The organism is Rhodococcus sp. 320_ES (assembly GCF_059691855.1).
This window is the reverse complement of the sequence record NZ_JCAWAG010000001.1, coordinates 545404-567672: the sequence shown is the minus strand read 5'-3', so window position 1 is coordinate 567672 and position 22269 is coordinate 545404. Positions and strand designations below refer to the sequence as shown.

General features: G+C 67.3%; 23 protein-coding genes and 1 riboswitch. Of the genes, 7 read left to right on the top strand and 16 right to left on the bottom strand.

Annotated features, from left to right (window positions below):
* Window position 1 precedes the first annotated feature (1 nt).
* Window positions 2–370, bottom strand: coding sequence for an Rv2175c family DNA-binding protein (locus AC59JP_RS02935; RefSeq protein WP_497324126.1), 369 nt, complete (start codon window positions 368–370; stop codon window positions 2–4).
* Between AC59JP_RS02935 and pknB the strand changes: the two genes are divergently transcribed.
* Window positions 360–2483 carry a Stk1 family PASTA domain-containing Ser/Thr kinase gene (pknB, locus tag AC59JP_RS02930; protein ID WP_497324125.1) on the top strand — a complete coding sequence of 708 codons (2124 nt, stop codon included), beginning with the start codon at window positions 360–362 and terminating at the stop codon, window positions 2481–2483. The two genes, AC59JP_RS02935 and pknB, sit on opposite strands and share 11 nt — an antisense overlap.
* 4 nt (window positions 2484–2487) lie before the next feature.
* Here the strand turns inward: pknB and AC59JP_RS02925 are convergent, their stop codons facing one another.
* Together AC59JP_RS02925 and AC59JP_RS02920 are read right to left on the bottom strand one after the other, a co-directional pair.
* Window positions 2488–3873: a class II 3-deoxy-7-phosphoheptulonate synthase gene (locus tag AC59JP_RS02925; protein WP_497324124.1), complete on the bottom strand. Its 1386-nt coding sequence runs from the start codon at window positions 3871–3873 to the stop codon at window positions 2488–2490.
* Window positions 3874–3890: 17 nt separating this feature from the next.
* Window positions 3891–4379, bottom strand: a complete 489-nt coding sequence (locus AC59JP_RS02920; RefSeq protein ID WP_497324123.1) for a polyadenylate-specific 3'-exoribonuclease AS — start codon at window positions 4377–4379, stop codon at window positions 3891–3893.
* 51 nt (window positions 4380–4430) lie between these two features.
* On the opposite strand from AC59JP_RS02920, the gene AC59JP_RS02915 reads away from it, so the two are divergent.
* The gene (locus AC59JP_RS02915) at window positions 4431–5717 is read left to right on the top strand and encodes a glycosyltransferase 87 family protein (RefSeq protein ID WP_497324122.1); all 1287 of its coding nucleotides are present in this window, start codon (window positions 4431–4433) and stop codon (window positions 5715–5717) included.
* Here the strand turns inward: AC59JP_RS02915 and AC59JP_RS02910 are convergent.
* The 6 genes from AC59JP_RS02910 to AC59JP_RS02885 form a co-directional block, all read right to left on the bottom strand.
* A complete protein-coding gene (locus AC59JP_RS02910) occupies window positions 5659–6390 on the bottom strand; it encodes a lysophospholipid acyltransferase family protein (RefSeq protein WP_497324121.1) in 732 nt (243 codons plus the stop codon). The two genes, AC59JP_RS02915 and AC59JP_RS02910, sit on opposite strands and share 59 nt — an antisense overlap.
* 117 nt (window positions 6391–6507) lie before the next feature.
* Window positions 6508–7491, bottom strand: coding sequence for an ROK family protein (locus AC59JP_RS02905; protein ID WP_188544577.1), 984 nt, complete (start codon window positions 7489–7491; stop codon window positions 6508–6510).
* An 82-nt stretch (window positions 7492–7573) separates the two neighbouring features.
* Window positions 7574–7984, bottom strand: a complete 411-nt coding sequence (locus AC59JP_RS02900; RefSeq protein WP_497324120.1) for a hypothetical protein — start codon at window positions 7982–7984, stop codon at window positions 7574–7576.
* A complete protein-coding gene (locus AC59JP_RS02895; protein ID WP_497324119.1) occupies window positions 7981–9207 on the bottom strand; it encodes an ArsA family ATPase in 1227 nt (408 codons plus the stop codon). Before AC59JP_RS02895 ends, AC59JP_RS02900 begins: the two co-directional genes overlap by 4 nt.
* Before the next feature lie 26 nt (window positions 9208–9233).
* The gene (locus AC59JP_RS02890; RefSeq protein ID WP_497324118.1) at window positions 9234–9671 is read right to left on the bottom strand and encodes an SRPBCC family protein; all 438 of its coding nucleotides are present in this window, start codon (window positions 9669–9671) and stop codon (window positions 9234–9236) included.
* Window positions 9672–9720: 49 nt separating this feature from the next.
* The gene (locus AC59JP_RS02885; protein ID WP_497324117.1) at window positions 9721–10098 is read right to left on the bottom strand and encodes a polyketide cyclase / dehydrase and lipid transport; all 378 of its coding nucleotides are present in this window, start codon (window positions 10096–10098) and stop codon (window positions 9721–9723) included.
* Between the two features lie 98 nt (window positions 10099–10196).
* Here AC59JP_RS02885 and AC59JP_RS02880 point away from each other — a divergent pair, with 98 nt between their 5' ends.
* Window positions 10197–12005 (top strand): AMP-dependent synthetase/ligase, encoded by a 1809-nt coding sequence (locus AC59JP_RS02880; RefSeq protein WP_497324116.1) that lies wholly within the window; start codon window positions 10197–10199, stop codon window positions 12003–12005.
* Window positions 12006–12007: 2 nt separating this feature from the next.
* On the opposite strand, the gene AC59JP_RS02875 is transcribed toward AC59JP_RS02880, so the two are convergent.
* The 5 genes from AC59JP_RS02875 to AC59JP_RS02855 form a co-directional block, all read right to left on the bottom strand.
* Window positions 12008–13135, bottom strand: a complete 1128-nt coding sequence (locus tag AC59JP_RS02875; RefSeq protein WP_497324115.1) for a glycosyltransferase family 4 protein — start codon at window positions 13133–13135, stop codon at window positions 12008–12010.
* 16 nt (window positions 13136–13151) lie between these two features.
* Complete coding sequence (locus AC59JP_RS02870) at window positions 13152–14312, bottom strand: hypothetical protein (protein ID WP_497324114.1); 1161 nt, start codon at window positions 14310–14312, stop codon at window positions 13152–13154.
* Window positions 14313–14479: 167 nt separating this feature from the next.
* Window positions 14480–15523: a C40 family peptidase gene (locus AC59JP_RS02865; RefSeq protein WP_497324113.1), complete on the bottom strand. Its 1044-nt coding sequence runs from the start codon at window positions 15521–15523 to the stop codon at window positions 14480–14482.
* Between the two features lie 139 nt (window positions 15524–15662).
* Window positions 15663–16214 carry a C40 family peptidase gene (locus AC59JP_RS02860; RefSeq protein WP_497324843.1) on the bottom strand — a complete coding sequence of 184 codons (552 nt, stop codon included), beginning with the start codon at window positions 16212–16214 and terminating at the stop codon, window positions 15663–15665.
* Window positions 16215–16257: 43 nt separating this feature from the next.
* Window positions 16258–16425, bottom strand: a riboswitch (cyclic di-AMP (ydaO/yuaA leader).
* A 114-nt stretch (window positions 16426–16539) separates the two neighbouring features.
* Window positions 16540–16821 carry a hypothetical protein gene (locus AC59JP_RS02855; RefSeq protein ID WP_497324112.1) on the bottom strand — a complete coding sequence of 94 codons (282 nt, stop codon included), beginning with the start codon at window positions 16819–16821 and terminating at the stop codon, window positions 16540–16542.
* A gap of 125 nt (window positions 16822–16946) precedes the next feature.
* On the opposite strand from AC59JP_RS02855, the gene AC59JP_RS02850 reads away from it, so the two are divergent.
* Complete coding sequence (locus AC59JP_RS02850; protein WP_497324111.1) at window positions 16947–18659, top strand: DEDD exonuclease domain-containing protein; 1713 nt, start codon at window positions 16947–16949, stop codon at window positions 18657–18659.
* A gap of 9 nt (window positions 18660–18668) precedes the next feature.
* Entirely contained in the window at window positions 18669–18944 is a 276-nt protein-coding gene (locus tag AC59JP_RS02845) for an Lrp/AsnC family transcriptional regulator (protein WP_497324110.1), read from the top strand.
* 4 nt (window positions 18945–18948) lie between these two features.
* On the opposite strand, the gene trpD is transcribed toward AC59JP_RS02845, so the two are convergent.
* Together trpD and AC59JP_RS02835 are read right to left on the bottom strand one after the other, a co-directional pair.
* Entirely contained in the window at window positions 18949–19986 is a 1038-nt protein-coding gene (gene trpD, locus AC59JP_RS02840; protein WP_497324109.1) for an anthranilate phosphoribosyltransferase, read from the bottom strand.
* A 31-nt stretch (window positions 19987–20017) separates the two neighbouring features.
* Window positions 20018–20485, bottom strand: a complete 468-nt coding sequence (locus tag AC59JP_RS02835) for a hypothetical protein (RefSeq protein ID WP_497324108.1) — start codon at window positions 20483–20485, stop codon at window positions 20018–20020.
* 141 nt (window positions 20486–20626) lie between these two features.
* Between AC59JP_RS02835 and ctaE the strand changes: the two genes are divergently transcribed.
* Window positions 20627–21238 (top strand): aa3-type cytochrome oxidase subunit III, encoded by a 612-nt coding sequence (ctaE, locus tag AC59JP_RS02830; protein ID WP_188544562.1) that lies wholly within the window; start codon window positions 20627–20629, stop codon window positions 21236–21238.
* A 121-nt stretch (window positions 21239–21359) separates the two neighbouring features.
* Window positions 21360–22235 (top strand): cytochrome bc1 complex diheme cytochrome c subunit, encoded by an 876-nt coding sequence (gene qcrC, locus AC59JP_RS02825; protein WP_497324107.1) that lies wholly within the window; start codon window positions 21360–21362, stop codon window positions 22233–22235.
* The last annotated feature ends 34 nt before the right edge of the window (window positions 22236–22269 follow it).

Here is a 22269-nt window from a genome sequence, read left to right as displayed (position 1 = left end):
GCTAGAAAGCCATGGCCTGTGCGCGGCGGATGACCTCGCGAGCATGCTGGCCACGAAGCACGTCGACGGGAGTCCCCGGCAGCGTGTCGTCGGGCGTGTACAACCAGCGCAGAATCGCGGGGTGGCCGTAGCCGCCGTCGGTCATGACGGCGATCAGGCCGGCCAACTGCTTGAGCGGCTGGCCGTCCTCGTCGAGAAACTTCGCCGGAATGGACACCACTCCGTTGCGGCGCAGAGCGATGAGCTTCTGATCTCGCACCAGTTGATGAACCCTCGATACGGGCAGACCGAGCAGGTCCGCGACGTCGGGAAGTGGCAGCACGGACTCGTCCGCAGGCAGGACGTCGTCACAGAATGGAATGGCACTCACAGGTGTCAACGGTAGTCACCGGCCGTCGTCGGGCGCTCGGCTGGCTACCATCGAACGCGAGAAGATCCTCCAGATCCCGAAAGTGGGCGCAGTGATTCACCCCGGACAGAGCTTGCTCGGCGCGATCGTCGACGGTCGATACCGCGTCGACGCTCCCATCGCGCGCGGCGGTATGTCCACGGTGTACCGAGGTTTGGACACGCGCCTCGACCGCCCCGTCGCAATCAAGATCATGGACCCTCAGTTCGCTGCGGACCCGGCGTTCCTGCAGCGGTTCGAGTTCGAGGCTCGCGCCGTCGCGCGGCTGAACCATCCCGGCCTCGTCGCGGTGTACGACCACGGCCGCGACGGCGAACTGGCGTTCCTCGTGATGGAACTGGTCGAAGGCGGCACGCTGCGCGAACTTCTGCGCGAACGCGGACCGATGCCGCCCCACGCCGCCGCCGCGGTGATGCAACCGGTGCTCGACGCCCTCGCCGTCGCGCACCGCGCTGGGCTGGTGCACCGCGACGTCAAGCCCGAGAACGTATTGATCTCCGACGGCGGCGAGGTCAAGATTGCGGACTTCGGCCTCGTGCGCGCCGTCGCGGCATCGACGACGACGTCGAACAGCGTGATTCTGGGGACCGCTGCCTACCTCTCCCCCGAGCAGGTGACCGTCGGCAAGAGCGATGCACGCAGCGACGTCTACTCGGCCGGCATCCTGCTGTTCGAGGTATTGACGGGGAGCACACCGTTCACCGGCGACACGTCGCTGTCGATCGCGTACCAGCGCATCGAGAACGACGTCCCGCCGCCCAGCTCGCGCATCGCCGGCGTGCCGTCCCAGTTCGACACCCTCGTGCGCCACGCGGCCGATCGGAACCCCGATGCCCGCTTCGCCAATGCGGATGCGATGGCCGAGGCCTTGCGCTCGGTGTCACGTGCCCTGCAGCTGCCGACGTATCGCGTACCCGCCCCGTCCAAGTCGGCAGAGCACCTCAGCTCCGAGACCCTCGCGTCACCGCGCCCGTACGCACCCGAGGCACCGCGCACCCCGGAGACAGCCATCGTGGCAGTCCCACAGAGCGATTTCGAGCGCGGTGACTTCGAGCGCGGTGACTTCGTGCGCGACGCCGGCCCGCACCGCACTCGCATGGTGACCACCGCAACTCCGCGAGACGAGGACGCGGAGCCACCCCTTCCCCCGCCGAGCCGAGGCTTCGCGTTCCCCGACTTCGACGCCGAACGTCGTAAGTCACGAAGGACGATCATCGCGTGGCTGCTGGTGATTCTGCTGCTGGCGCTGGCGGTGGGATTCGGTGGCTGGTGGATGGGATCCGGCCGCTACACCGCGGTTCCGGCGACCGACGGGATGAGTCAGAGCACCGCCCAGGAGGCGATCGTGGCCGCCGACCTCACCACGACCGTGCGCGGAACGTACTCCGACACCGATCCGCCCGATCGGCTGCTGGGAACCGATCCCGTTGCCGGGTCACGCATCGCGAAGGGCGCGAGCGTGGCCCTTCTGGTTTCGCTCGGACAACCCGTGGTTCCGTCCCTCGCGGCGACGTCGAACCGCGGCGAGGTGGAGCAGGCGCTGCGTGACCGAACCTTCAAGCCCGTCTCCGGCGGCGAGGCGTTCTCGACCACTGCGGCCGCCGGCACCGTCGCCGCGCTGAATCCACCGCCCGGCACCACACTGCCCGTGGGCACCGCCGTCAAGGTCGTGATGAGCAAGGGCGCTCCGCCCGTGCAGGTCCCGAACGTGGCAGGCGCAAGCGAAGCGGATGCGCGGGCCGCACTCGAATCCGTCGGACTCACCGTGGGCACCGTCGACACGACGTTCGACGAGAACGTGGACGCAGGCAAGGCCATCGCCACCGATCCACCGGCGGGACAGACGATCAGCGCCGGTTCCGAGATCACCCTGTCGGTCTCCAACGCGGTTCCGGTGCCGTCCGTCGTCGCCAACTCGGTCGGAACCGCCCGCAACACACTGCAAGCCCTCGGACTGAAGGTCGTGGTGCGTCAGGTGGCGCAGACCGACCGGTCCTTCGTGCTCTCTCAGACCCCTGCGGCGGGAGAGCGCATCGAACCGGGCGGCACCGTCACGCTGGTGTCCCTGCCTTAGCCGGTCAGTCGCGCAGCATCTCCGCGACGAGGAACGCCAGTTCCAGCGACTGCTGGGTGTTGAGCCGGGGATCGCACGCCGTCTCGTACCGGCCGGACAGGTCCAGGTCGGAGATGTCCTGAGCGCCGCCGAGGCACTCGGTGACGTTTTCTCCGGTCAGCTCCACGTGGATACCGCCCGGGTGCGTGCCGAGGCCGTTGTGCACCTCGAAGAAGCCCTGCACCTCGTCGACGATCCGGTCGAAGTGCCGTGTCTTGTAGCCGGTCGACGCTTCGTGTGTGTTGCCGTGCATCGGATCGCACTGCCAGATGACCTGGTGGCCGGTGGCCTGCACCTTCTCGATGATGCCCGGCAGGATGTCCCGGACCTTGCCGTTGCCCATCCTGGAGATCAGGGTCAGCCGGCCCGGCTTGTTGGTCGGGTCGAGCCGCTCGACGTACTCGACGGCCATCTCCGGGGTGGTGCTGGGCCCGATCTTGAGACCGATCGGGTTGGACACGAGTTCGGCGAACGCGATGTGCGCGCCGTCGAGCTGACGGGTGCGGTCACCGATCCACAGGAAGTGCGCCGACAGGTCGTACAGCTTCGGGTGGTCGCTGTCGTTGTCCAGCCGCAGCATTGCGCGCTCGTAATCGAGCACGAGCGCCTCGTGGCTGGCGAAGATGGTCGCCTGGTGCAGGTTGGGATCCTGCACGCCGCACGCGTCCATGAAACGCAGTCCGCGGTCGATCTCGGCGGCGAGCTGCTCGTACCGCGCGCCGGCGGGCGAGTTCTGCACGAACTCGCGGTTCCAGTCGTGCACCTTGTGGAGGTCGGCCATCCCGGCGCCCGTCAGTGCCCGCACGAGGTTCATCGCCGCACTGGCGTTGGCGTACGCGCGCACGAGTCGCGACGGGTCGTGGACGCGGACCGCGTCGTCGGCCACCAGCGAGTTGATCATGTCGCCGCGGTAGGACCGCAGTCCGAGGGCGTCGGTGTCGGCCGAGCGCGGCTTGGCGTACTGGCCCGCGATGCGGGCGACCTTGACCACGGGAACGGAGGCACCGTAGGTGAGCACGACCGCCATCTGCAGCAACGTGCGAATGTTGCCCTTGATGTGCGGCTCGGTGTTGTCGACGAAGGTCTCGGCGCAATCGCCACCCTGCAGCAGGAAGGCTTCGCCGCGGGCGACGGCAGCGAGATTGTCCGAGAGCGTCTCGACTTCGCTCGCGACGGTGATGGGCGGCACGCTCTCGAGCACCTTGCGCATGGCCTCGGCCTGATCGAGCGGCCACGTGGGCTGCTGAGCAGCGGGTTTGCTCAAGGCCTCGTCGAGCTGATCGCGCATGGCGTCGGGCAGCGGAGGCAATTCGGGCAAACGTTCGATGGGAACGTCGACAGTCCAGTTCACCCGTACAGGGTAGTTGTTCACCAACTACGCGCGACGGCGGCCTCGATGGCTCGGAACTTGGCGAGGTTGTGGCGTGCGTCGGCGAGCGCGTCGTGGGAATCGTCGGGCGCCGGCGGAATGGGCGGAGACCCCGAGTCCTCCCACAGCTGCTTGAGTTCGCGGGTGAACCTCGGCATGGACCGCGGGAGCGCCGTCATGGGTCCCCACAGTTGGCAGAGCGCCACGTGGTCGTACGCGGCGACCCACGCCCACAGCTCGACCGACGGCGCGACCGTCAGAAACTCGAGCAGCTCGTCGCGGATCTGTGCGCGGGAGCGCCACAACGGTGACGAGAACGGCGGAAGCTTGGGCAGCACGTTGCGGCGAACCCATTTACCTGCACGTTCGGGGTCGAACTCGGTGGAGACCGCATAATATTCACGGCCGTCCTCGGCGGCGACGCCGATGGACACCAACTCGATTGTGCGACCATCCTCGATGAACTCGCAGTCGTAGAAGTAGCGCACTCGGCCAGCGTAGTCACACCCGACCAACTCGAACGGATGAGTACTGCACCCATGACGACACAGGAACCGGCGGCCTACGGCGGCCCGACCGTGAGGGTGCCCGGCCCGGTACGACTCCTCGCCAAGGTCGCCGTCTCGATCGCGGTGGTGGTCGGAGTTCTCTACAACCTCGCCGGCTTCCCGCCGTTGCGCGACTTCGGATTCCCCTACCGAATCGACCTCGACGTCTACCGCATCGGCGGCGGCGCATTGCTCGACGGTATCGACCTCTACGGGGTTCTGCCGCGCACGTTCTACGACATCCCGCTGCCCTTCACCTATCCCCCACTCGCCGCCATTTCCTTCACCCCGATGGCGTTGATCCCCCTGAACGCCGCGGGCACGATCATGTCGCTGATGTCCATGGTCACGATGGCAGTCACCGTGTTCGTCGTTCTCCGCGCGCTGGTCCGGCTGCGCCTGTCGACGACGCTGTGGTTCACCGCGGCGATCTGCGCCGGTGCGTTCGCCCTCGAGCCGGTGTGGTCGACGTTCGACTACGGCCAGATCAACATCGTGCTGATGTGCCTCGTCACGGTGGACGTACTTCTGAAGAAGACGCCGTGGCCGCGCGGCACTCTCATCGGCGCCGTCACGGCGATCAAGCTGACGCCCGCCGTGTTCGTTCTGTACTTCCTGGTCAAACGCGACTACCGCTCGGCGATCGTCACGTGCGTCAGCTTCCTGGTGTTCACGGGCATCGGGTTCGCGATCACGTTCTCGAACTCGGTCCGGTACTGGACCGAGGTGTTGATCGATTCCTCCCGCATCGGCAATCCGCCCTACATCTCGAATCAGAGCATCACCGGATTGCTGGCCCGACTCGGAACTAGCGAATCCCTGCGAACGATGTTGTGGATCGCGATCAGCGCCGTGGTGCTGGCAATTTCGGTGGTCGCCATCCACCGCGCTCTGCAGGCCGGTCAACCGGTGTTGGCGCTGTGCGTGAATGCCGTGCTCGGGCTGCTGGTGTCACCGGTGTCCTGGTCGCACCACTGGGTGTGGGCCGTCCCGCTGATGGCGGCGTTGGCCTACGTTGCGCTCACCTGCCGCAGCATCGTCTTCGGAGTTCTCGTCGTCGTGGGGGTTCTGCTGATGCACTACCCCGCACACTGGCGTCTGGGACAGGGACGCTGGAACGGCCTGGGATGGCCCGTGTCGGACCAGCTGATCGCTTCGTCCTACGTGTGGTGGGGCCTGGCGTGCATCGTCGCCGTCGCGCTACTGCCCGACGGTCGCGTCAGGAGGCCTTCGAGTCCGGAAATCGAGACGAGGCCACCTGCGCAGTCGCCGGCGTGACCGCCTTCTCCTTCAGGCTCGCGGCGTAGACGTCGACGTACTCCTGACCGCTGAGCTTCATCAGGTCGTACATCACCTCGTCGGCCACGGCGCGCTCGACGAACCGGTTGCCCGTCATGCCCTCGTACCGCGAGAAGTCCAGCGGCTCACCGATTTTGATCGTGACCTTGGCCGGCTTCCAGATGCGGGATCCGATCGGGTTGACCTTCTCGGTGCCGATCATGGCGACCGGGACCACCTTCGCGCCCGACTCGAGGGCCAGGCGAGCCAGGCCCGTCTTGCCCTTGTACAGGCGGCCGTCGGGTGAGCGCGTGCCCTCCGGGTAGATGCCGAGAAGCTTGCCCTTGGCGAGAACCCGCATGCCGGAGTTGAGCGCGTCCTGCGCGGCGTCGGCTCCGGTGCGGTCGATCGGGACCTGGCCCGCGGCGGTGAAGAACCACCGCTGCAGGAAGCCCTTCAGACCGGTGCCGGTGAAGTACTCGCTCTTGGCGAGGAACGTGATGCGGCGCGAGACCACCAGCGGCAGGAAGAACGAGTCGAGAACCGCCTGGTGATTGCTCGCCAGAATTGCGCTTCCGTCGTCGGGGATGTTCTCCAGACCGATGACCTTCGGGCGACCGAGAAGGTGCAATATCGGGCCGAGAAGAACGTACTTGAAGATCCAGTACCACATGCCTGCGTCCCTCTTCCTGCGCTGAGATCAGTGCCCCACGACAACTGCGAACTCTACTCACGGTTTATGACAGCAGCCACACTCCGCGAAGACTGTTGGACACATCTCACACTCTTCTCAGGCGTGGGCGGCACCGACCTCGACGCGCGCCAGTTCCGCCGCCCCGATCATGCCTGCGGCCTCGCCGAGTTGCGTCGCTCTGATCCGGGCGAGGGGCCGATGTCCCGCCCCGGTGATCTGTGTCGCGTAGTGCTCGCGCGCCGCGTCGAGGAACAGCGCGGACGAACTCGCGACTCCGCCCGCGATCACCATCCGGTCGGGGTCGTACACGTCGGACACCATGGCCAGTCCGATTCCGAGCCACCGTGCGAATTCGGCGATGGTGTCGAGAGCGACGACGTCACCGTCCTGCGCCGCACCCGCGATACGGCGACCCGTGAGCGATCCGGGATCGAGGAACGCCTCGCGTGCGAGGACCGTCGACCCGCGGGGGTTGGCGGCGAGCAACTCGACGGCGGTGTCCACCAACGCCGTGCCGCTGCAATAGCGCTCCCAGCACCCACGCTTGCCGCAACCACACTGGCGTCCGTCGGCGACGACCTGCAGGTGCCCGAGCTCGGGCGCGATGCCGTAGCTGCCGCGATAGATCTTTCCGTCGATCAGCAGTGCCGCACCGATGCCGGTGCCGATGGCGATCATGACGACGTTGCCGGCTCCGGCCGCCGCCCCGAACCGATGCTCGGCCCACGCAGCAGCGTTCGCGTCGTGCTCGAGGATCACCGGCACGCCCAGCCGTTCGGTCATCTCCCGCGCCACCGGGCGATTCACCCACGGAAGGTGCGGAGCGAATCGCACGACGGTGCGGTCGGAGTTGATGAACCCCGCCACCGCGAGACCCACGGCCGCGATGTCGTGCCGGCTCGCCAACTCGCGCACCGCACGGTCGATTCCGTTCTCCAGTGCCCGCGAGCTCTGGGGAGTCGGCGCCTGCGTCGAATCGACGACCTGACCGTCGACGTCGACCACCGCGGCCCGGATGCTGGTGCCGCCGACATCGATCCCGATGGTCAGAGGCCGTCGAACCCGAGAATACGAACTCATCCCTGCGTGTCCCTCTGCTCCGACCGGCCCTCGGCCCGCCCGCTGATCCCGGCTCGCGGCCCGCTCGTGGCAGGCCGAGATGTCATTGTTTGACCGTTACCGTAATCGGCTCGTAGGTGCGCTTTCGCCTTGACTCGCCCGAACTGGTCGGCGCATCCACCGGACGGCTCGACTCCGCTGTCTTGTCGGAACTCGAATCGTGTTCGTGCGCAGCAGTATCGGGGGAACCGGCACGTGCCATGTGCTCGCCGAGAACGTCGCGCACCAGCTCGAGAATTTGCTCCAACTCGCCGCCGGCCAGAGTCAGGAGATCGTGCCGTTCACCTTTCAGGAACGCGGCCGCCGCGCACAGCGGGCACCAACTGCAACCCTGCCATGCGGCGCCGCCCTCGGTGCCCTGCTCGAGCCGTCGGATCATCGGTTCGACCCGGTCCAGGACGGTCTCGACGAGTACCCGGAAGTCGGCCGCGAGGTCACGTTCTCCCGACGTCACGTCGGCCAGACCGATGGATCGGGGACGAAGCGAACGGTCAGCGTGGTGTCGTCGAACTCGGCGCCGACGACGTCGCAGCGGCGCAGCACGGACGCGAGACGAAAGCGTCGGCGTACGCGCCCGGCACTCACGATCACGTCGTCCTCCACCCGCCCCACACTCACCGTGTCGGGATCGACCAGTGGCAGTTCCACCGCCATCACGTACACGGAATCGACACCCGCTCCCGACTCGTGCCGAACCTTCGGCTCGACAGCGGGGAACGGATCGGTGCCCGTCGCGTTGCTCTCGTCGACCAGGTCGTCGGCAATCGCGTCCAGAGCCGCCAACCCTACCGGCTCGTGAAAAGCCGACCGGACCCTGACGACGCGGACACCGACAAGCTCCCGGGCGAATCGATCGAGCTGCTGCTCCTGATCGGACCGCATCGCCTCGAACCAGAAGACGGACGGGTGCGTCCCGAGAACGGTGGTGGGCGCCGAGCCGAGGCGGGGCACGAGCATGTTGACCACCACGCACGACGTGGTGATTCCGAGAACGGCGTTCGCGGCGAGCAGTTCCCTGGTCTCGGCCAGCACCACCGCGCTCGCCGTGGTCACCACGGTGGCGGTCGTTCGGGCGTCGGTGAGCATGTCGGCGACCTCGGACGCCCCGGAATCCATGCGCTCGAGCAACGAGACGACCATCGCCAGACGCGGATCGCCGCTGACGCCCACGGTGACTCGGCTGTGCCGCGGCCAGATGCGTTCGAGGTAGTCGCCGACGAGCGACGGGACGGTGGCCATCGCCAGCCAGTCGGCGGTCGGCGGGCAGTCGACCACGATCTCGTCCCACCGGCCGCTGTCGGCGAGGTCGCGAATCGTGTCCAGGCCGGCGAGATCTTCGGCTCCGGGGACGGCCGTCAACTCCTCGGGATCGAGCATCGCGAGTCCGGAGTCGTGCCGGTGCGCACCGGCTGCGCTCGCCAGGGCGGCGAGCGAGCGGTAGCGCGATTCGAGAACACCGAGCGAATCGATCTCGACGATGTCGAGGTTCTCCCCGATACTTCGCACCGCCACGGGTTCACCGAGTGGGGAGGGCGCGACGTCCAGCACGTGGGTGAGCGAATGCGCCCGGTCGAGCGACGCGAGCAGGACGCGTCGACCGTCGCGCGCGGCCGCTACGGCCGTGGCCGCGGCCATCGTCGTCTTCCCGGTACCGCCCTTGCCCACGAACAGCTGCACGCGCGAGCGTGCGACCGCGGCGGACGTCAGCCCTCGACCCGCTTCTTGAGTTCCTTGAGAGCGGTGTCGGTGATGACCTTCTCCGCCTTGCGCTTGAACAACCCGATCATCGGAATGGCGAGGTCGACGGTCAGCTCGTACGAGACGTCGGTGGTGCCGTCCGCGTTGTCGACGAGCGTGTAGGAACCGACCTGCGACTTCTGCATCTCACCCGAAACGAGGTGCCACGCAACCGATTTGCCGTCGTCGGACCAGTCGTACTCGAGCTCGTACGTGTCCTTGACCATGCCCGCGTCGAGAACGAACCGCACGCGCTCGGCGCGTCCCGAGGGAGCGCTCTCGAGCACCTCGACGGACTTCGCAGCCGACACCCAGTCCGGATACGCAGGGAAATCGGCGATCACGTCCATCACCTTGTCGGACGACGCATCGACGACTATCGACCTTTTGGTCTGCTCTGCCATGGCGGGTGTGGGATCCTTCCGTCGTTTCGTGCACGTCTATTCCACATGATCAGGTGGCGGCGTACAACGGTGGCTCCCCCGGCGCGCGCCCGCGCTCGGCTTCGGCCTTGACGTCGAAGGCCATCTTCTTGCCCGCAATGCGGCGCACGCGGGTGATCTCCGCCGGATCCGCATTACCGGCCGGCTCCGCGTGCAGGAAGTAGTGGACGATCACCCCGTCCAGCGACGGCTCGAGCCACACCTCCATGGTGCCGACCAGTTCGCCGCTCACCACCCACCGAATACCCTTGCCGCCGCGGTCTTCTCGCACACCGACGTCGAGACCCGGGAACCAACGACGCCATCGGCGCCGCTCGCCGAGAACCAGTGCGACCACGTCCCCCGGGGCTGCGACGAAGGTCTGGTCGGCGACCTGAACGCTGCTCATGAGGCAAGCTTCACACACTGCCTGAAATGCGAATTCGGGCAGGGTTACTGTGTCAACCGTTCCATTTGCTCTGCTAACAGCATGTTCGGAGGATTCCCGTGCGCGAATTCAGCGTTCCCGCCCAGTTCGAGATCGGTGACGACGAATCGGTCGTGGACGCCGTCTACGCCCACGAATCCTCGCGGCCCGATGCGGTCGTGTTCCGCCGCAAGTCCGATTCGGGGTGGGACGACGTGCGTGCCGCCGACTTCGCCGCACAGGTGCGGGCGGTCGCGAAGGGCCTCGTGGCCTCCGGGGTGGTGCAGGGCGACCGCATTGCACTGATGTCCGCCACTCGATACGAGTGGGCGCTGATGGACTACGCGATCTGGTCGGCGGGAGCAGTCACCGTGCCGATCTACGAAACGTCGTCGGCGGGGCAGGTGCAGTGGATTCTCGAGGATTCCGGTGCGGTGGGCGTCGTCGTCGAGTCGGTCGCGCACTCGAACATGCTCGCCGAGATCCTTCCCGACCTGCCGGGCGTGCAGCACGTCTTCCAGATCGACACCTCGACCGAGAAGGTCGGGGCCGTCGACGTGTTGACCGAACTGGGCGCCGACGTCTCCGACTCCGAGATCGCATCGCGGGTCGCAGCGCTGAAGGCATCGGACCCGGCGACCTTCGTCTACACCTCGGGCACCACCGGCCGCCCGAAGGGCTGCCGGCTGACCCACTCGAACCTGATCGCGGAGTCGCGGGGAATTCGGGCCACCAGCTTCGGTGAGGTTCTCACCGAAGGCCGGCGGACGTTGATGTTCCTGCCGATGGCTCACGTTCTGGCGCGCGCGGTGAGCATCGCGTCGTTCGACGCCGGTGCGACCGTCGCCCACACGGGCGACATCCCGAACCTCGTGCAGAGCTTCGGCTCGTTCGGCCCCGACTTCATCCTCTCCGTCCCGCGAGTCTTCGAGAAGGTCTACAACACCGCCCGCCAGAACGCGCACTCCGACGGCAAGGGAAAGATCTTCGACAACGCCGCCGACACCGCGGTCGCGTGGAGCGAAGCCCACGACGCCGGTGGACCGTCGCTGGTGCTCAAGGCCAAGCACGCCGTGTTCGACAGGTTGGTCTACTCCAAGCTCCGCGCCGCGCTCGGCGGCCGGTGCGAGGTGGCGATTTCCGGCGGCGCGCCCCTCGGCGACCGACTGGCGCACTTCTACCGAGGAATCGGCGTCACCATCTACGAGGGCTACGGACTCACCGAGACCACCGCGGCGGCCGCGGTCAACACGCGAACCGAGCAGCGCATCGGCACCGTCGGGAAGCCGTTGCCCGGCAACGCCGTTCGCATCGCCGACGACGGTGAGATCCTGCTCTCGGGCGGAGTGGTGTTCGAGGGCTACTGGCACAACGACGAGGCCACCGCCGAATCGCTGACCGACGGGTGGTTCCACACCGGCGACCTCGGGGCGGTCGACGACGACGGGTTCATCTCGATCACCGGGCGCAAGAAGGAACTGATCGTGACCGCGGGCGGCAAGAACGTCGCGCCTGCTGCGCTCGAGGATCAACTCCGCGCCAGCCCTCTGATCAGCCAGGCCATGGTGGTCGGTGATCAGAAACCCTTCATCGGCGCCCTGATCACCATCGACACCGACGCATTCCCCGGCTGGAAGAAGCGCAACGGCAAGGACGAGGCCGCGACGGTGGCCGACCTGACGAAAGATCCCGACCTGATCGCCGAAATCGACTCCGCCGTCGCCGACGCGAACAAGTCCGTCTCGCACGCCGAGTCAATCAAGAAGTATCGGATTCTTCCCGTCGACTTCACGGAGGAGACCGGCGAGCTCACCCCCACCATGAAGCTCAAGAGGAACGTGGTCGCACAGACGTACGGCGACGACATCGAGGCGATCTACGCCAAATAGCGTCAGCCGAGGTGGCGCTGCAGCCTCTGCGCGAGAGTGTCCCAGCGCCACTCGGTTTCGACGAACCGGCGACCCGCCGCGCCCATCCTGGCGGCCGCGTCGCGATCGCCGAGCACTCTCACGACGGCGTCGGTGATCTGCGTAACCGACGTCCCCTCGACGGTGAGGCCCGTGGTTCCCACCTGCACCGTCTCGGGTGCGCCACCGGACAACCCGGCGATCACCGGAACGCCGCACGCCGACGCTTCCAGATAGACGATGCCGAGTCCCTCGACGTCCAGTCCCGCCCCGCGTGTTCGGCTCGGCATGGCGAACACGTCGGCGATCGTATGGTGGGCCGCCAGTTCCGCGCTCGGCACCGAGCCGGTGAAGATCACGTGATCGGCGACACCGCACGTGCGGGCCAGACGTCGTAGCGTGTCCGCGTAGGGACCGCCGCCGACGATCACGAGAATCGCACCGTCGATCTTCTCGCGAATCCCCGGCAGCGACCGAATCAGAAAGTCCTGGCCCTTGCGCGGCACGAGGCGTGACAGACACAGCACGGTCGGCCGGTCCCCCAGTCCGTACCGGGACCGGAGCTCCTCGCGCGCATCGGGATCGGGCCTGAAGACGGTGCTGTCCACTCCGGGCGGAACGTGTTCGAGCGCCGCGTCCGGACCGAAGGCGGACGCGAACCGTCCGCGGGTGTACTTGCTGACGTAGGTCACGACGTCGGTGTGAGTGCCGATGCGGCGCAACGCTTGCCGGGCGACGGGCAACATCGACCACCCCACCTCGTGGCCGTGGGTCGAGGCGACGATCCGGCTCGCACCGGCACGACGCATCGCCGGCGCAAGCAGGGCGAGCGGCGCCGCCGCGCCGAACCACACGGTCTCGATGTCGTGAGCGCGCACCAGATCCGCCGCGCGGCGCGCGACGAACGGCGTCGGCAGCATCAGGGTGGTGGGGTGACGCGACACCGAGAACGGTTGCGCAGCATCGAATTCTACGTGCGAATCGCCGCGCCACCGCGGCGCGTAGACCACCAAATCGTCCGCCGGGAGCAAGGACGCGAACGTGTGCAGATACGACTGGATGCCGCCCTGCCTCGGCGGGAAGTCGTTCGTCACCAGCAGCGTTCGGCGCATCGCACCACCGTAACCGCTACGAGTTGGCGCGCTCGTTCACCCACGCGCCCCAGCCGTTCAGGAAATCGTCCGTGCCGACGCCCAGCGTCCGCCGCAGATTCCCGTCGAGAACGGTCGGGTTGGACGGCGCCGACGCCACCGCCCGGTACAGAGTGCGCAACATCGGCTCACCGAACCGGTCCGCAACGTACGCGTTCACCGACCACGCCGATTCGTACGCCGTCGCCCCTCGCGCGCCGCCCGCCCCGAAATCCGAGTCGATCGGCAGTACCCGCGGCGGTCCGGCCGCGCGAACGATCGCGGTGAGCGTCGGCGCCAACTGTGCGAACGAGCGACCCGTCCCCCGGTATCCGGAGTAGTCGGCGAACCCTTCGAGCATCCACAGCGGCGCGGTGTCCACCGTCGCCACCCGCGCGGCAACGTGCGTGAGCTCGTGTCGCAGCACCGTGCCGCGCGTGAAATCGGTGAGTCGATCCTGCGACGACGGACTGAAGACGATGCGCTGACCCGTCGCAAAACCGGACGTGACGGGATCGGAGACCGTGGTGGCCGCCGTGTCCGTGTTGCTCGCCGCGGTGCCCGTCGTCGCCGCGAACTCCGCGTCCGAGCTGGTGACCACGACGACCGCCCGGCGCGACCACCCCACCCCCCAGAAATCGGTCACGGCCGACACGGCGGCTGCGGTGTCGTCGGCCAGAGCGTCGATCGTGGCGCGGCGGTCCTCGTGACCCAACACCACGGAGGTGGTGCCGCCCGTGTCGACCGAGCGAACGACGACGGGTCCGAAGTCCCACGGTCCGCGCCACGTACTGCGCGTGCTGTCGCCGAGGGTCGAATCGGACACCAGTTTCCAGTCGTCGCCGCGACGAGCGACGAGAAGCGAGACAGGCTGGCGGGTCGGGCCGATGTCGGCGCCCGCGTATTCGTACCGCAGCACAACCGGGGGCGCCCACACGTCGACGGCCCCCGTGATGGCGTCGGCCGTCGCCGGAGGCACAGGTGTTTCGGGCGTGTTCGGATCGACTTCGTAGCCGAAATCGGCGAGCGGAACCCCGGTCAGGTTCTGTGCCCGCCGAATTTCGGCGTCGACGAACGCCGGGTCGGCAGACGGATCGAAGAGGGAACGCAGCGTGTCGACGTCATCGGACCGGACGGCCGTCCCCCATGCTGCGAGCAACCGGTTCAGGCCGTCGGTGCGCTGCTGGTCGTACGACGGCGCGGACGAAGCAGAAGGCGCAGTGTCGGACGAAGCAGTGTCTGACGAAGCAGTGGTGGCAGGCCCGGATCCGCACGCAGCCAGAAGTGTCGCTCCGACGACGACCAGCAGGACCGAACGCCACCGGCTCAGTAGCGTCGCGCTCCGTAGAACGGCCAGCGTGCCATTGATTCGACCTTCACCGGAACGCCGAAGGTGGACGCGTGAATGACGTTTCCGTTACCGACGTACATGCCCACGTGTGTTGCGCCGGGATAGAAGATCACCAGGTCACCCGGCTGAAGATCCTGCCGGTCCACCGGCGTTCCGCCCGCGGCCTGGGCCTGACTCGATCGGGGCAAGGTGACGCCGACCTGCTTGTACGACCACACCATGAGCCCGGAGCAGTCGTACCCGTCGGGCCCCGTTGCGCCCCACACGTACGGCTTGCCGATCTGGGTGAACGCGGCCTGCAGCGCCCCCATTCGCGACCCCGGAGTGAGTGTGGCCAGAATCGTCGCGGGGTCGAACCCCGGCGGGTACGGGGTTCCGGCGAGCGCCGCCTTGTCCTCACCGCTGAGTGCACCGAACGCAGCCATGACATCGGCGATCTGGGTCTGTAGTTGACTCTGCTTGTTCTGCAGGTCGTCGCTGACCGCTCGCGCCTGCTCGGCGGCCACACGCGCCGCGTCTGCCGACTGCTGCGACGCGTCCTTCGCGGTCTGCGCCGCCGCGGTCGCCGACATGAACGTGTCGACCTTGTCCCGCGTTTCGGCGGAGATGACGTCCAGCGCCGACATCTGATCGAGCATCTGCTGAGGTGAGTCGCTGACCATCAATGCGAACAGGCGATTGGTGCGGGCGCCCTGGTAGTTGGCCTGCGCGATCTTGTCGATCGTGGGCTGGACGGCAGCGATCTGCACCTGTGCGGCGTCGAGGGCGGCTTGGTTCTCCGCGAGCACCGCATTCGCGCGATCTCGGTCGGCCGTCTTGGCGTCGAGGTCGATCTGCGCGTTGTGCATTGCCTCGGTGGTCTCTTCGGACTGCCGAGAGAGCTCCGACAGCCGAGTCGAGGGGTCTCCGGGCGCCGGATCCGCGCCGGCGACGGTGGCAGGACCCACGAGGAGTCCGACGGCGACCACGGCCGTCACCATCAGACGGCGCACTGAGCGCTGGCGATCCGAGAACGACACGGTGGATGGAACTCCTGTTCGGACGAGCGTGGCTGGTGGTTCATCAGAGTACTACCGAGTAGTTCCCCGTTACGAGGAATGGAGCCAAACCAAAAGATTGGTTTGACTCCATCCATCGAACTCTGGGTCGGTCGAGCGATCAGGCGAAACGAGTTGCCCCGTCGACCGGCATCGAAGCGAGCGGAGCGATCTTGACCGGAACACCGGACGTGGACGCGTGCACGACGTTGCCGTTGCCGATGTAGATACCGGAGTGCGAGCCGCCGTAGAACGACACCACGTCGCCCGGCTGCAGGTTCGCCGTGGAGACGGGAACACCGGCCGACGCCTGCTCGTAGCTGGTACGGGGGATCTGCAGTCCGGCCTGCTTGTACGCCCACTGGACGAGGCCCGAGCAGTCGAACGCGTTGGGGCCGGCTGCGCCGTAGACGTAGGGTGCGCCGATCTTGCTCTCGGCTGCGTCGACCGCCTGCTGCGCGGCCGACGTGGCCGGAGCGGGAACGGCGGGAAGCTGAGGTGCGGCCGGAATCTGCGGCAGCGGCGGGAGTGCCTGCAGGATCTGGTCGGGAACGTCGAAGGTGCCGACACCGGGGATGGTGACCGGGGCTGCGAACGCGGGGGCCGCGGGGATCGCGATTGCGCCGGTGGTGAGGGCTCCGGCTACGAGGACGCTGCGGACCGGCCGCGACATGCTCGACGGTTTGCGGTGTTTCGCCACGAGAGAGAAGTACTCCATTTCTTCCATTCGTCCGCCGACCGAGTTAGCTGACGGGTTCGGGCTGGGAAGATCAGCCCTACCCACCGATGCCGGGTTGCGGCTCGGCGGGATTCACCCCAAGTAGAACGGTGGGTTCCCGGTACGACCACCCGAATGGTGGTGGCCGATTAGGCGGTGACGCTGCGATGCGATCCCGGATGGAGCAGCATGACTTCGCAATGTCTCGGAAAGATTACGAAATGGCATCCCTCCTGTCGAGTCCTGTCTGACAACGTGTCGCGGAACGGTCACGATTCGGTCACCCCGCGGCGTGCGCACCCCCGTCCGAACGTGGTTGGCCGGGCTGAGCCGGAGGCGTCGGAAGCGCCGACGTGACCAACCTGAGACGGGGTACCAGACCACTGTCCGCAAGCACGGCCATGGCGTCTCGTTCCTCCTGCTCGAGGTTGATTCGGAGGTCGTCGTGACCGACCGAATCCAGCCCTCGCTCGGGCATGCCGGGCTCCCCCAGAAGCACCGTCACAACGCAGTCCCGGCACGCGTCACCGCGCACCAGACATTCGCCACAATCCACGATCATGTGATCCTCGTCTCACTCGGGAATTCGTCCGGATCCGTACCCGAACGACCGCAACGTAACGGGCACCTCCGACACGTTCGGTCGAGCGGACACGTTGTCGGTGCCCCCACCTACCGTCACGTCTCGTGATCGCTCGACCCGCGTCCTCCGGACAACAGCTCGCGTTCGACGAGCTCGATCAGTCGTTGCGCGACACCACGTTCGTGGTGGTCGACCTCGAGACCACCGGAGGTCGCCCGGACGAGGACGCGATCACCGAGATCGGCGCAGTGAAGATCCGCGGCGGTGAGGTCATCGGCGAGATGGCCACCCTCGTCGACCCCGGCCGCAGCGTTCCTCCGTACATCGTCGAACTCACCGGAATCTCCACGGCCATGCTGGTGGGTGCGCCGCGTATCGAACGGGTTCTGCCGAGCTTCATCGAGTTCGCGCGCGGATCGATCCTCGTCGCGCACAACGCGCGGTTCGACGTCGGCTTTCTCAAGACGGCTGCCGCCAGAATGGACGTGGCGTGGCCGCCGTTCCAGGTGCTGTGCACGGTCAAGCTCGCCAGACGCGTGCTGACCCGAGACGAGGCACCGTCGGTCAAGCTCTCCTCGCTCGCGCTGCTCTTCGGCGTGCAGACCCGTCCCATTCACCGCGCCCTCGACGACGCACGGGCCACCGTCGAGGTGCTGCACAACCTGATCGAACGGGTGGGAAACCAAGGGGTGCACAGCTATCCGGAGCTGGTGGACTACCTCCCCGCCGTACCCGCCGCCCACCGAGCGAAACGGCACCTCGCGCACGGACTGCCGCACGCGCCCGGGGTGTACCTGTTCCGCGGGCCCTCCGACGAGGTTCTCTACGTCGGCACCTCGTCCAACCTGCACCGGCGGGTACGCAACTACTTCACCGGGTCCGAGACGCGTGGACGCATGAAGGAGATGGTTGCCCTCGCCACCCGCGTCGACCACGTGGAGTGCGCGCACGCCATCGAGGCAGGCGTTCGAGAACTGCGACTCCTCGTCGCGCACGCCCCGCCGTACAACCGTCGGTCCAAATTTCCCAAGCGCGGGTGGTGGATCGCGCTCACCGCCGAGGCCTTCCCGCGGTTGTCGGTGGTGCGCACGCCGACCGCACAGTGCCTCGGACCGTTCTCCGGCCGTACGGCGGCGGTCGAGGTGGCTGCGCTCGTGGCCGAAACCTGCCGCATCCGAACCTGCACGCGTCGCATCCCGGCTTCCAGGCAGCACGGGTGTGCGGTGGAATCGGTGGGAGGGTGCGCCGCGGCGGGAGACGGCCCACAGGACGCGGAGGCCTACGCCCCGGTCGCGCAGACGTTCCGAGACCTCGCCGCGGGAGTCGACTCGTCCGTCGTCGACGTCCTGCTCCGGCGAATCGACGATCTCGCCGCAGCCGAACTGTTCGAGACCGCCGCTCGCCTGCGCGATCGAACCGAAGCGCTCGTCACGGCACTGCGCCGAATGCAGCGGCTGAGCTCCCTCGCGCGGCTCGAACAGATCGTCGCTGCCCGGCCCGCCCAGACCGGGGGGTGGGAATTCGTGGTCGTCCGATTCGGCCGCCTGGCCTCGGCCGGCGTGGCCCGACGTGGTGTGCCCCCGATGCCCGTCGTCGCTGCGCTCGTAGCGGCCGCGGAAACCGTGACGCCGGACGACACCCCACTGCGCGGCGGATCACCCGAGGAGATTGCGCTGATGGCACGGTGGCTCGACACAGACGGTGTGCGCGTCGTGAGCGCCACCGAGGGGTACTGCGAGCCCGCCGGCGGCGTCGGCCGATACGCGCAGTGGTGTGTCGCCGTCCGAGACATCTCCCGCCGCGAGCGTGGCAACTAGAGTGAGGGAATGATCACCGCCATCGTTCTCATCCACGCCGAGGTGCATCGCATTCCGGAAACCGCGCGCGCCGTGGCGGATGTGGCCGGCGTCTCCGAGGTCTACTCGTGCGCGGGCGACGTCGACCTGATTGCCATCGTCAAGGTCCGCGACCACGCACAGATCGCCGAGGTGGTCACCGAACACGTGAATCGTGTCGACGGTGTCGTGCGCACCGATACCCACATCGCGTTCAAGTCCTACGCGAGCGCCGACGTGGACGCAGGATTCTCCCTAGGCGAGTGAGCCGCTAGAGCGTGTGCGTCAGGGCGGCCCAGTCGTGCAGCAGCCGCTCGGCCGCACCCGAGTCGATCGTCGCGGCGGCCGTGGCGATGCCGTCCGCCAGGGCTGCCGTCAGATCGCCGTTCACACCGCGGAACGCGGCGATGGCGGCACCCGCATTCAGTAGTACGGAGTCGCGTACCGCTCCCTGCTCGCCCGCGAAGGTGCGCCGGGCGATGGCGGCATTGGTTTCGGCGTCTCCGCCGCGCAGCGCGTCGAGAGCCACGCGCGCGATCCCGAGTTCACGAGGATCGAGCCTCGTCAAGGTCACCGATCCGTTCTCGACGACGTAGACGTGCGACGTACTCGACGTCGTGATCTCGTCCAGACCGTCGTCGCCGCGCACCACCAACACCGAATTGCCCCGTGCGGCAAACACTCCCGCGATGACCTCGATGAGTTCGGGAAAGGCGCACCCGACCAGACCGGCGCGTGGACGGGCGGGATTGGTGAGCGGTCCGAGCACGTTGAACACGGTCGGAATGCCGATCTCCTTGCGCGGCGCCCCGGCGAAACGAAGTGCCGGATGAAACACCGGCGCAAAGCAGAACCCGATTCCCAAGGCCGCGACGCTCGCCGCGACCTGCGCAGGCCCGAGATCGATTCGGACGCCGAGCTTTTCGAGCAGGTCGGCCCCGCCGCTCTTCGACGAGGCGGCGCGGTTGCCGTGCTTGACGACGCGAATACCGCTGGCCGCGACGACGATCGACGACATGGTGGAAATGTTGACCGTGTGCGACCGATCGCCTCCCGTTCCCACGATGTCCACCACATCCGCGTCGATCGGTACGGCGACGGAGTGAGCGAGCATCGAGTCGGCGAGTCCGGTCAACTCCCCCGAGGTCAAGCCCTTCATCTTCAGCGCGACGCCGAACGCCGCGATCTGCGCGGACGTCGCGTTGTCGCTCATGATCTCGTCCATCGCCCAGGCGGTGTCGTCCGGTGACAGATCGTGACCGGCTGTGAGTTCGCCGAGCACGTACGGCCATGCGCGAGGAGCAGTCATGGGATGCGAGCCTAGTGGGCGCCCATCGCGACTACCGGTCGGCAGTCGCCGCCGGTTGCAAGGCGTCCCACCCGGCCACCACGCCGCCGCGCCGCTGAGCCAGACCCGCCATCCGTGACCGTTCCTGAGAACAGTGCAGTGCGTCGAGCACCTGCACGCGCTGCAACACCAGGCTCCGTCCGTTCTCGACGTCGGGCGGCGTCGATTCCGCGCGAGGCGGACCCGACTCCGGCTCGCTGTACCCGTCCTGCGCGGCCACGGCCACGGCGTCGTCGATCGTGTCGGCGGGGAGTACCAGATGGTGGCGCAGAACGACCTGCTCGTCTCTCGCCCACTTCGGATCCGTCGCCTCGGCACGATCGAGAGTCGTACTGGCCGCCTCGGCGTCGTCGAAGCACGACGCGACCACCACGAGGTCGGTCCTGGCCGGGTCCAGGTCCGCTGCCGAACCCTTCCCGAACAGCCGACGCCACCAACGTTCCTTGCGTGCGACAGCCATGACGTTCAGCCTGCCAGAAGCCTCCTCCAGCGCTGGTCGTCAGACCGGCCGAGACGCCGAGCAGGGCTCCTGTCGAGGCCCGACGCGCCACAGCCGGACCCGGGTATGCCATCCGTACTACGACGGGTCATACTTCTCTCTGTGACGAGCGCAGTAGGGACTTCGGGATCCGCCATCACCCAGCGCGTGCACTCGCTGAACCGACCCAACATGGTCAGCGTGGGCACCATCGTGTGGCTGTCCAGTGAGCTGATGTTCTTTGCCGGCCTGTTCGCGATGTATTTCGTCGCGAGGGCCCAGGCAGCAGGAAACTGGCCGCCGGAGCCGACGGAGTTGAACCTCGCGCTCGCGGTGCCCGTGACGGCAGTGCTGATCGCGTCGTCGTTCACCTGCCAGCTCGGCGTGTTCGCCGCGGAGCGCGGCGACGTCTTCGGCCTGCGCCGCTGGTACGTCCTCACCCTGATCATGGGCGCGTTCTTCGTCGCCGGCCAGGGTTACGAGTACTACCACCTGGTGCACGAGGGCACGACGCTCTCGAGCAGCGTGTACGGCTCGGTCTTCTACATCACGACCGGCTTCCACGGCCTGCACGTCATCGGCGGCTTGATCGCCTTCGTCTTCCTCATCACCCGCACCCTGGTCAGCAAGTTCACGCCGGCACAGGCAACGGCAGCAATCGTGGTGTCCTACTACTGGCACTTCGTCGACATCGTCTGGATCGCCCTGTTCGCGACGATCTACTTCATCCGCTAGCTCAGCTCCACCGCTTCACCCGCATCACCCCGTGGCGTCGAATTCTTCACAGACCGGAAACAGCTCGATCCGGCGCCACAGAACGACAGGACCAGCCGTCCCGACACGACAAGGGATACAGATGAGCTCAACTTCCCCCGCATCACCCGGCGACGACAGCGTGGCCGGTGGCGCCGACGCTGCCGCCGCGACTCAGGTGAGGCGCAAGCGCAAGGCCAAGCGTCGCGTCAGCGGTGCTCTCGTTCTCTTGATGGGTCTGGTCGGTGCAGGTTTCCTGGCCGCAGCCCTCACCCCCGATGCGCAGGTCGCCACTGCGCAGGAAGACTCCGCCGCACTCGTGCGCGAGGGTCAGCAGATCTACGACACGTCGTGCGTGACGTGCCATGGCGCGAACCTGCAGGGCGTGACCGACCGCGGCCCGAGCCTCATCGGCGTCGGCGAGGCTGCGGTCTACTTCCAGGTGTCGTCCGGCCGCATGCCCATGGCGAAGAACGAGGCGCAGGCTCTGCGCAAGGCCCCGAAGTACAACGAGGCTCAGGTCGACGCACTCGGTGCCTACATTCAGGCCAACGGCGGCGGCCCGACGGTCATCCGTGACGAGAACGGCGAGATCGCGCAGGAGTCGCTCGTCGGCGGAGACGTCGCCCGAGGCAGTGAGCTGTTCCGCCTCAACTGCGCGTCCTGCCACAACTTCACCGGCCGCGGCGGCGCACTGTCCGGTGGCAAGTTTGCCCCGAACCTCGATCCCGCGAACGAGCAGCAGATCTACCAGGCCATGGTGACCGGCCCCCAGAACATGCCGAAGTTCTCCGACAGGCAGCTCTCGCCCGAGGAGAAGGAAGACATCATCGCCTACGTGAAGTCGTCGTCGGACACGGCGCCGCAGGGCGGATACGGCCTCGGCGGCTTCGGGCCCAGCACCGAAGCTCTCGCCATCTGGATCGTCGGCATCGGCGCAGTCATCGGCGCAGCAATTTGGATCGGAGCCAGGTCATGAGCGACGAAAACCGTCCGGACGACGGCACCACAGC